Annotated in this window: 10 protein-coding genes; all 10 read right to left on the minus strand. The window is 61.3% G+C overall.

Annotated features, from left to right (window positions below; genetic code table 11):
• On the minus strand, nt 1-378 hold a 378-nt coding region (locus tag DSM25558_RS27265; protein ID WP_077107746.1), incomplete at its 3' end, for a phage tail tape measure protein.
• 243 nt (nt 379-621) lie between these two features.
• The gene (locus DSM25558_RS27270; RefSeq protein WP_077107747.1) at nt 622-843 is read right to left on the minus strand and encodes a rcc01693 family protein; all 222 of its coding nucleotides are present in this window, start codon (nt 841-843) and stop codon (nt 622-624) included.
• Nucleotides 840-1,202: a gene transfer agent family protein gene (locus DSM25558_RS27275; RefSeq protein WP_077107748.1), complete on the minus strand. Its 363-nt coding sequence runs from the start codon at nt 1,200-1,202 to the stop codon at nt 840-842. The genes DSM25558_RS27270 and DSM25558_RS27275 overlap by 4 nt, the downstream gene beginning before the upstream one ends.
• Nucleotides 1,202-1,609 (minus strand): phage major tail protein, TP901-1 family, encoded by a 408-nt coding sequence (locus tag DSM25558_RS27280; RefSeq protein WP_077107749.1) that lies wholly within the window; start codon nt 1,607-1,609, stop codon nt 1,202-1,204. The genes DSM25558_RS27275 and DSM25558_RS27280 overlap by 1 nt, the downstream gene beginning before the upstream one ends.
• A gap of 250 nt (nt 1,610-1,859) precedes the next feature.
• Nucleotides 1,860-2,261 carry a DUF3168 domain-containing protein gene (locus DSM25558_RS27285; protein ID WP_077107750.1) on the minus strand — a complete coding sequence of 134 codons (402 nt, stop codon included), beginning with the start codon at nt 2,259-2,261 and terminating at the stop codon, nt 1,860-1,862.
• Nucleotides 2,258-2,593 (minus strand): phage head closure protein, encoded by a 336-nt coding sequence (locus DSM25558_RS27290; RefSeq protein ID WP_077107751.1) that lies wholly within the window; start codon nt 2,591-2,593, stop codon nt 2,258-2,260. Before DSM25558_RS27290 ends, DSM25558_RS27285 begins: the two co-directional genes overlap by 4 nt.
• Nucleotides 2,594-2,596: 3 nt before the next feature.
• A complete protein-coding gene (locus DSM25558_RS27295; RefSeq protein ID WP_077107752.1) occupies nt 2,597-3,166 on the minus strand; it encodes a head-tail connector protein in 570 nt (189 codons plus the stop codon).
• Nucleotides 3,167-3,464: 298 nt separating this feature from the next.
• Nucleotides 3,465-4,712 carry a phage major capsid protein gene (locus tag DSM25558_RS27300; protein WP_077107753.1) on the minus strand — a complete coding sequence of 416 codons (1,248 nt, stop codon included), beginning with the start codon at nt 4,710-4,712 and terminating at the stop codon, nt 3,465-3,467.
• 188 nt (nt 4,713-4,900) lie between these two features.
• Nucleotides 4,901-5,473, minus strand: a complete 573-nt coding sequence (locus DSM25558_RS27305; protein ID WP_077107754.1) for an HK97 family phage prohead protease — start codon at nt 5,471-5,473, stop codon at nt 4,901-4,903.
• Between the two features lie 45 nt (nt 5,474-5,518).
• A complete protein-coding gene (locus DSM25558_RS27310; RefSeq protein WP_077107755.1) occupies nt 5,519-5,839 on the minus strand; it encodes a DUF6107 family protein in 321 nt (106 codons plus the stop codon).
• Nucleotides 5,840-6,335: the final 496 nt, after the last annotated feature.

A 6,335-nucleotide genomic window follows, 5' to 3' on the forward strand; every position in this document is an offset into this window, starting at 1 on the left:
CATCAGGCCCATATCGCCGCCCATGGGGAAAAACGTCGGACTCGAAACCACTCCACCCTCGGCAAACGGCGTCACCCGCCCCGGCACGCCGCCATTGGCAAAGGCAAACAGCGACCCCGCCCCGGACGTGAGGCTGCTAACCGCTGATGACAGCATGTTCTCCAACGGCTTCAAGCCGGCAGACAGCGCAATATTGGAAAGCCGCGTCCCCAGCCCCTGCAACACGCCATCCAGCCCCTTCCCACCGGTGGTCGCGGCCTGTAGCGCAGACGTCAGCGCCGACCCAAACCGCTGAGACCGCCGCTCCAGATCCTCCATCACGTCAGCCAAAGCCTGCGCCTCATCACGCTGACCGGCAAAATTCGTCTCATCAGTCATCGGCCTTGCCTTTCTGATTCAATTTGGGAAGCTAGGGGATTGGAATTGCTGCGGTTTCGGCTGGGTTATCTCTCCCCTTGTGGGAGAGAAAGCGATTTCAACATCTTACGCTCGCGTAAGTATTAGAAATCGCAAGTGAGGGGTTTGCCGCACCCTCGGCGGGACCCCTCACCTGAAAAATCTATGACTTAGCAAGCTAAGATCATGATTTTTCTTCCTCTCCCACAGGGGGAGAGGTAGGCCTCACCCATCCGGAAACAACCGCATCAATCCCTCCAGCCCACCACGATCCAGCCCATCACGTTTGGGCCTCATCCCACCCGTCATGGCGAAAAACTCCAGCGGCGTCAGCGCCCAGAAAACAGTTGGGGAAAGCCGCAGCAGGCTCAGGCCAGCATGGATCACCTGCCCCCAGGGAAAGGGCTTGGGACCATGATGCGGGCTTGAACCCACTGCGGCATTCAAGGGGAAGCCGGTGCCTCCCCTCCGGTGCCGGTTCCAGCGAAAGCCGCGGTCAGGAGGTCTCCCACGATCGTCGCATAACCGGCAATTCCATTCTCGATGCTCATCGCCGCCACATCATCATCCGAAAACACGTTGCCCGCACCGCGAAGCCCGGCACCGATGACGCGGATCATATCGGCGGCCTTCATCCGCCCGCTGGCAAAGCGGCTGGCCAAGCCCGTCAGATCATCGGCGGCAAAGGCGGTTTCCAGCTCCGCCAGAGCGCCCAGCGTGAGGTACAGAATGCGCCGCTCGCCATCCAGCACCGCCTCCACCTCGCCGCGCCGGCGGTTCGCCCGCCCGAAATTCGCAACTCCCATCACAGCGCTCCAAACGTAATGGCACCCGCCGATTCCAGCGCAATCTCGAACTGCACCTCGCCGTCATGCCGCCCGGAATATTCCAGCGCCGTGATCTGGAACGGCCCCGTAACCGTGCCGAAATCCGGGATCACGATCTGCCAGCCGGGAATGGCACCGGCAAAGAACTGCCCGCGCACCAGTGCGTCACTCTGCTGGTCCTTGAAGATGCCAGATGCCGTTAGCCCCGCGCGCTGAATACCCACCCCCGCCAGCAATTCCCGCCAGCGCCCGGCACTTTCCGCATCCGTCACGTCAACGCTTTCCGCATTGAACGCCAGCCGCCTCGTGCGCAGCCCGGCAACGGTCACGAACGCCCCGCCGTTGTCGATCTTCAGCAGCAGGTCTTTCCCCTTCTGCGCCACCATGATGTGTCCTTTCACAAACTAAAATGAGATGTGAGGCGGCGCGGCTGGGTTTACCTCTCCCCCTGTGGGAGAGGACAGAAAATCACGATCTTAGCTTCAGCTAAGTCGTAGATTTTCTAGGTGAGGGGTCCACCGCTTGCGCCGAGGGACAACCCCTCACTTGCGATTTCTAACACTTGAGCTTCGCTCAAGATGTTGAAATAGCTTTCTCTCCCACAAGGGGAGAGATAACCGCCGCAGCCACCCGCCCCTACTCCGTCACCGCCCGAAACCGTATCTCCGTCAGAAACTGCTTCGTCTTCGCCTGCCGCACAGATCGGCTGTTGCGATAAAACAAACTCACCAGCGCCACGCCGCCGCCCAGCACCAGCGGTGCATCGTCGAGAAGCGCCAGAACGCGCACGGCAATGTCCTGCGCCAGCTTGCGCCCACCCTGCTCGCTCCACACTTCGATGGTCAGGAAATGCTCTTCGCCGCGTTCTGAAGCGGTCGAGTAATCGCGGCTGTCGATTTCCCCAAAGGCCACGCAAGGCAGAACGGGCCTTGGCAGCAGCCGGTCGATGATACCGCGCGCACCCACCAGACCCGTCAGCACCGCATCACCGGCAAGCTGGGTGTGAACGGCCTGCAACAGCGCGTTGGCCGCCATCATCGGCTTTCCTCCTCGCATCGGCAGACAATGAAGCGGCCCGTTTCATCCGGGTCGATCACGGATTTCACAGCAAACACACGCGTGCCTTTACGAAACCGCATACCCGCCTCGATATCGCTTCGATACCCCGCCCATATGCGGTGCGTAATCGCCACGCCATCGGCAGATGCACGCTCATAGGCCCCTTGCGAAACCGGTTCGATGGCAGCCCACAGAGACCGTATCATTCGCCAGCCTGCCGCCACACCGCCCTGTCCATCGGGCGTCTCTTGCGGCGCTTCAACGTCCAGCCGCGCCGTCAGCTGACCTGGGTCGAGAAACGTTAGGTTCATCTCTCACAACCCCACGCGACGAAACGGCGCAATCAGCCGCTTGTAACCCGCTGGTACACCGGCAGGCTGCTCGGCAGGCGAAACCGCGCCGCGAAACGCAAACATATGCGCAATGTGCACCAGCATCGCCCGCTTCAGCGTATCCGGCACATCCGCACCGCTTTCGCCAAAGCCTGCGGTAAAATCGATCTCGATACCGTTCAACGGCTGTCCCGGCGCAGGCGGCTGGCGCAGCCACAGCCGTGCGGGTCGCGCCTGCCCATCCAGCAGCTTGTCCGTTTCAGTAATATCGGTCGGGTCACCGGCATCATCGAAAACCAGAATCGTTTCGATGGCTTGCACCGGCCCCTTCGCAATCTGAATCACGCCATTTAGCGGCCAGTCGTCGAGATACAGCCGAAAGCTCTGCCGCATCAGGCACAGGCCCGTCTGGCGTTCCAGATATTCGCGCGCGGTGGTGATCAGCGATGCCAGAAGCGCATCTTCATCCGCGCCATCCAGCCGCAAATGCGCCTTCACATCGGCAAGCGTCAACGCCTCCGCCTGCGGCGGGGTCAGTGTGGCATAGGTCATGGTGTCTCCAGGGGAATAGGGGTGTTGCAGCAGCGACTATTGTGCGTCATCGCCCGTGGCTCACCCCCCTCTGTCCTGCCGGACATCTCCCCCTCAAGGGGGGAGATCGGCAAGGCGCAGGCTCTTCACTCTATCCGCAGCAGCAAAGATGGGCGAGAGCTATCCACGAGTCGATCTCCCCCCCTTGAGGGGGAGATGTCCGGCAGGACAGAGGGGGGTAAACCACAGGCGATGACGCTCATTTTCGTCCTCCACCACACCGGGCAAAACCCCGGCATGGTGGAAGCACCATCACCACTCAACTCGCCGCAAACTTCACCAGCTTAACAGCCTCGAAATTCTGTACCCCGCCGCCCACACGCTTCGTCGTATAAAACAGCACGTACGGCTTGGCCGAATACGGGTCGCGCAGAATGCGAATACCCGTGCGGTCCACCACCAGATAACCGGCGCGGAAATCACCAAACGCAATCGACGTGCTCCCCGCCGCCACATCCGGCATATCCTCGGCCTCCGCCACCGGAAAGCCCATCAGTAGCGCCGCCTGGCCAGCCGAGGCTGGCGGTTGCCACAGATAGTTGCCCGTGGTGTCCTTCACCCGGCGCAATGTCGACTGCGTCTTGCGGTTCATCAGGAAGCTGCCGTTCTGGCGGTGTCCGGCTTTCAGCGAATAGACGGTGTCGATCAGCACGTCCAGCGGCCCGGAGGATGCAAATGCGCCCGCCGCACCCGTCGCCACATAACCGATCTTGCCCCACTCCCAGGCCGAATTCGCCACCGTGTCATAGGCCAGCAGCCCCTTCGGCTTGTTCACACCATCACCGGAAATGAAGGCCGCACCCTCCTGCTCGGCAAAGGCGACATCCACTTCGGAGGCAATCCACGCCTCGATGTCGACGGCGGAATCACCCAGCAGCCCTTGCGTGGCCGCTGGCATGGCGTAAAGCTCCATGGTCGGAAAGGTCAGTTCGGAAAGCTGCGGCGTGTTGGTCTGCGGTCGTGCTGCCGTCTCGGAAACCCAGCCGGTGGCCATCCCGCTCGGTGCAAAGGGCTTTTTCAGCACCGCACCGGAAACCTGCCGCACGGTGGAAAGTGCGCGCATCGGCGAAACCACCGCCATGCGTTTGCCGATATCACTGTCGGTCTCGTGCGGCAGCAAATACCCGCCATCCGTGCCGCTACTCCCGGAAAACGCCTTGGCCTCCAGATCGCGTAGCGCGCCTTCGTCACCCCGGCGAATATAGGCCTCGAACGCCGCCTTATGCTCCTCCGTCTCCGCATTGGCCGCACCCCGGCGTCCCAGCGCGGGCCGCGCCCTCTTCAGCGAAAGCTCGTCCATCGCCTGTTTGTTGTCGTCCAGCGCCTTGTCGATGCGATCAAGCTTTTCGCGGGTCAGCACATCGGAACCCATCTTGCGCTCGATATCGCCCAACCGCTGGTCATTCGTCTCACGAAACGCCTCAAACGCCTCCATAAAGTCATCGAACGCTGCCGTCATCGTATCCGGCACGGCCTTGATCTGCGGTGCAACTGTCTGTTCCGTCATGTGATTTTCCTCTGTTGATTGTTTTTAAGTTGGAAGACGACGCCCGCCTCCCCACCGTCACCCCGGACTTGATCCGGGGCCCAGCAGCATCGCGTCTGCGATGCGAAAGACTCTTCCCCGGCGCAGACCCACTCCTCTTCCCTCGATCCTGTGGCAGCACAGGAATGAGGGAAGAGGGTGTGCGCCCCTCACCTCCGAAACGTATCCCCCGCCAAACTCTTCGCCATCCGGCGCATCGCGCGCACCAGTTCCGTCTCCCGGTCGCGAAAGAACCTCGCCTGCTTGATGTTGGAAACCCGCGCAGATGGCAGCATGGGAAAGGTCACTACGGAAATTTCCAATAGGTCGGCCTCCAGAATGCGGCGAATACCACCGCGCGCGGCCTTGCCCGCCCGTACGGTCTGGAAGCCGATGGAAAGTCCGTCCAGCGCACCCGTCTTCATCAACGAATGCACCTCTTTGGCCCGCGCCACATCAGGCGCCAGCACCCCCTCGACGAACAGCCCGCGCTCGTCTTCGCGAATGGTGCGCCACGCACCGATGGGCTGTGCCGGGTCGTGCTGGTACAGCATGCGAATGCCAGCGGCCCCACGCTCCTCGATGGACCGCCTGAAAGCCCCCGGCTCGATCACGTCCCGGCCGAGATCCACCTCGCCGAACACACTGGCATAGCCAGAAAACGTGCCGTCAAAAGCAATGCCGCGCAGTTCCAGATTGGCAAATTTGCGCGTGGCGGGCCGCGGCCCGCGATAAGCGTGCATGAAAGTCTCCTGCGATTTTGAGGAAATGTGCGCTGACGGATCAGATCAAAGCTTGGGCCGCGCCGCGTAACGCTCGGCCACACGCACCATCACGCCCAACCCCCACCACGCGCAAAGGCTGGCGGCAGCGGAGCCGGTCAGCATGATCTCCTGGCTCGAAAGCCCCGCGGAGATACCCAGCCGCTGGGCGATCCAAAGCCCCACCGGCCCGCCAAAAATCACGCCGCAGGCAAGCCCGGTCAAAAACCGGCTGGCCGCCTCGCGGTGCGTCTGCGGCAGCATATAGATCAGCGAAACCCCGGCCCCCGCCACGGCTCCCGTAAAACGAGCAGCCCAAATGCTGCCCTCATTGGCAAATTCAGACATGAGTAACCATTCCGGGTTAGAGTAGGATAAGTTGCACAGCGGATGCCCTGCACCCGCAGTATTCGTTTTCTTGCTTTTCTTGAGGCGTTGGAATCGGTTGAAGGAAACCCTTCACAGATAGATTTCGGTTGTTGAGAAAGTGGTTCAACGGTGGAACGTCGCGAGAGCGGGAGACATTCGATAGCCTCGTGCTCGTGGCTCACCCCCCTCTGTCCTGCCGGACATCTCCCCCTCAAGGGGGGAGATCAGCTGGACGCGAACACCCACTTCAATCTGGACATCAGAGATGGTCGAGTGGCTGCCGCGAGTCGATCTCCCCACCTGAGGGGGAGATGTCCGGCAGGACAGAGGGGGGTGAGCCACGAGCACGAGGCTATCGAATGTCTCCCGCTCTCGCGACGTTCCACCGTTGAACCACTTTCTCAACAACCGAAATCTATCTGTGAAGGGTTTCCTTCAACCGATTCCAACGCCTCAAGAAAAGCAAGAAAACGAA

This window comes from Agrobacterium sp. DSM 25558 (genome assembly GCF_900100825.1).
Classification (GTDB): Bacteria; Pseudomonadota; Alphaproteobacteria; order Rhizobiales; family Rhizobiaceae; genus Agrobacterium.

Bases quoted from the DNA above. Each gene is read 5' to 3' on its own strand.
- DSM25558_RS27290 (WP_077107751.1), bottom strand. From the start codon at position 2,593: ATGAACCTAACGTTTCTCGACCCAGGTCAGCTGACGGCGCGGCTGGAC.
- DSM25558_RS27295 (WP_077107752.1), bottom strand. From the start codon at position 3,166: ATGACCTATGCCACACTGACCCCGCCGCAGGCGGAGGCGTTGACGCTT.
- DSM25558_RS27285 (WP_077107750.1), bottom strand. From the start codon at position 2,261: ATGATGGCGGCCAACGCGCTGTTGCAGGCCGTTCACACCCAGCTTGCC.
- DSM25558_RS27275 (WP_077107748.1), bottom strand. From the start codon at position 1,202: ATGGGAGTTGCGAATTTCGGGCGGGCGAACCGCCGGCGCGGCGAGGTG.
- DSM25558_RS27300 (WP_077107753.1), bottom strand. From the start codon at position 4,712: ATGACGGAACAGACAGTTGCACCGCAGATCAAGGCCGTGCCGGATACG.
- DSM25558_RS27310 (WP_077107755.1), bottom strand. From the start codon at position 5,839: ATGTCTGAATTTGCCAATGAGGGCAGCATTTGGGCTGCTCGTTTTACG.
- DSM25558_RS27280 (WP_077107749.1), bottom strand. From the start codon at position 1,609: ATGGTGGCGCAGAAGGGGAAAGACCTGCTGCTGAAGATCGACAACGGC.
- DSM25558_RS27305 (WP_077107754.1), bottom strand. From the start codon at position 5,473: ATGCACGCTTATCGCGGGCCGCGGCCCGCCACGCGCAAATTTGCCAAT.